The organism is Thermus arciformis (assembly GCF_900102145.1).
In the GTDB taxonomy this organism is placed as follows: Bacteria; Deinococcota; Deinococci; order Deinococcales; family Thermaceae; genus Thermus; species Thermus arciformis.
On sequence record NZ_FNBC01000080.1, the window covers coordinates 1 to 2,033 of the forward strand.

Here is a 2,033-nt window from a genome sequence, read left to right on the forward strand (position 1 = left end):
GCGTCGTCTATAATGCAAAAGGCCGCTATGAGACGGGAAAGCATAGCGGCCACTATTTTTTCAGATCCAGGGGATAGGTAGCAACTTGGGTTACGCTATAGCCATGGCCACCCGGTACCGATTCGGCCTGGAGGAGTACGAGAGGCTCTTCCGGGGGGTACGGGACGTGGAGCTTTTGGGAGGGGAGGTCTACCGGATGGGCCCCATCGGCCCCAAGCACGCCTGGAGCGTGGCCCGGCTTAACCGCATCTTCACGGAGGCCCTGGGGGACCGGGCCGTGGTCTGGCCGCAAAACCCCATCTGCATCCCTCCCCACTCCGAGCCCTAGCCCCACCTGGCCCTCCTCCGCCCCAAAGACTACGGGTCCCCTGGGGACTAAGCGCCCGCACCCCTGTTTCCCCACATGGGGCGCCAAGGGTGGAACTTCGGGAAAGTCTTTTTGGGGCCCCCATGCCGGCTTAGGCCGGCATGGGGTGGTATTAAGCCTTCCCCACGGAGCCGAAAAGCTCCATGCGGCTTTTCACCACCTCCTTCACCGCCTCCCGGGCGGGGCCCAGGTACTTCCTGGGGTCAAACTCCTTGGGGTTTTTCCCCAGGGCTTCCCGGATGAGGGCGGTGAAGGCGAGGCGCAGGTCGGTGTCGGTGTTGATCTTGGCGACGCCCAAGGAGATGGCCTTCTTGATGTCCTCGGGGTGGATGCCCGCGGCCTCCCCGATCTCGCCCCCCGCGGCCCGGAAGCGCTCCACGAGCTCTTGGGGCACGGCGCTTGCCCCGTGGAGGACGAGGGGGGCCGGGACGAGCTCGGCGATGCGGGCGAGCCGGGGGTGGTCAATGAAGGGCCTCCCCTTCCCCTTGTAGGCCCCGTGGCTCGTGCCGATGGCCACCGCCAGGTAGTCGGCCCCCGTGCGCTCCATGAAGATCCGGGCCTCCTCGGGGTTGGTGAGGAGGGCGTCCTTCTCGTCCACGGCCACGTGCTCCTCAATGCCGGCGAGCCGCCCCAGCTCCGCCTCCACCGTGACCCCCACGGCGTGGGCCGCCTCCACCACCCGCTTGGTCTCCCGGACGTTCGTCTCAAAGTCCTCGTGGGACTTGTCAATCATGACGCTGGTGAAGCCCTCCCTGAGGGCCTTGAGGACGCTCTCGTAGCTAGAGCCGTGGTCCAGGTGGATGGCCACGGGCACCCGGGCCTCCTGGGCCAGGGCCACGGCCATGCGGGTGAGGGCCCGGCCCCCGTACTTCATCGCCCCCTCGGAGAGGGCGAGGATCACGGGGCTCCTAAGCTCCTCGGCGGCCTCGAGGATGGCCTGGGTGAACTCCATGTTGTTCGTGTTGAAGGCCCCCACGCCATAGCCCTCCGCCCGCGCCTTCTTCAGGATCTCCAAACCGGTGACCAGCATAAGCGCCTCCACCCGGGATTATACCCGCCCCCTTATGGAAGCGTGGAAACCCCGTCCTGAGTGGCTGCACGTTGATTTCGCAACACGGGTTGCCCGAAATAAGGCTTGGGAAGATCCTTTTGGGGCCCCCGCTCTGGCTTGCGCCAGAGCGGGGTACTTAATAAGCCTGCCCCGTGGCCTTGGTGAGGAGAAGCCGGAACTCGTGGGGGCTGGTGGCGGCGGAGAGGGCGTCCTCCAGGGAGATGAGGCCCTCGGTGTAGAGCTCCACCAGGTGCTGGTCAAAGGTGCGCATGCCGTGGATGGCCCCCTCCATCATGGCCTCCTTGATCTGGGGGGTCTTGTCCTCGTCCTTGATGAGCTCCCGCACGTAAGGGGTGGCGATGAGGACCTCCAGGGCCAGGACCCGCCCCTGCCCGTCCGCCCGGGGAAGAAGTCTCTGGGAGAGGATCCCGAGGAGGGACTCGGCGAGGAGGATGCGCACCTGCTGGTGCTCGTGCAGGGGGAAGAACTCAATGATGCGGTTGATGGTGCGCCAGGCGTCTAAGAGGCTGTCGTAAAAGGATGGTATCCTTGAGGGGTGAGCTCTAGACGATCTTACCCCAGCGACCTCAGCGATGCGGAGTGGGCCCTCCTGGA

The 2,033-nt window shown here is 65.7% G+C and carries 1 protein-coding gene and 2 pseudogenes; 1 reads left to right on the plus strand and 2 read right to left on the minus strand.

Translation table 11 applies throughout. From position 1 onward, the window contains the following. Positions 1-103: 103 nt before the first annotated feature. A pseudogene (locus tag BLP62_RS13360) lies at positions 104-325 on the plus strand (Uma2 family endonuclease); the annotation flags it as partial. A gap of 154 nt (positions 326-479) precedes the next feature. Here the strand turns inward: BLP62_RS13360 and fba are convergent. Both fba and BLP62_RS13370 read right to left on the minus strand, forming a co-directional pair. After that, positions 480-1,397 carry a class II fructose-1,6-bisphosphate aldolase gene (gene fba / locus BLP62_RS13365; protein WP_093008754.1) on the minus strand — a complete coding sequence of 306 codons (918 nt, stop codon included), beginning with the start codon at positions 1,395-1,397 and terminating at the stop codon, positions 480-482. Positions 1,398-1,554: 157 nt separating this feature from the next. Next, positions 1,555-2,033: pseudogene (locus tag BLP62_RS13370) on the minus strand (hypothetical protein); the annotation flags it as partial.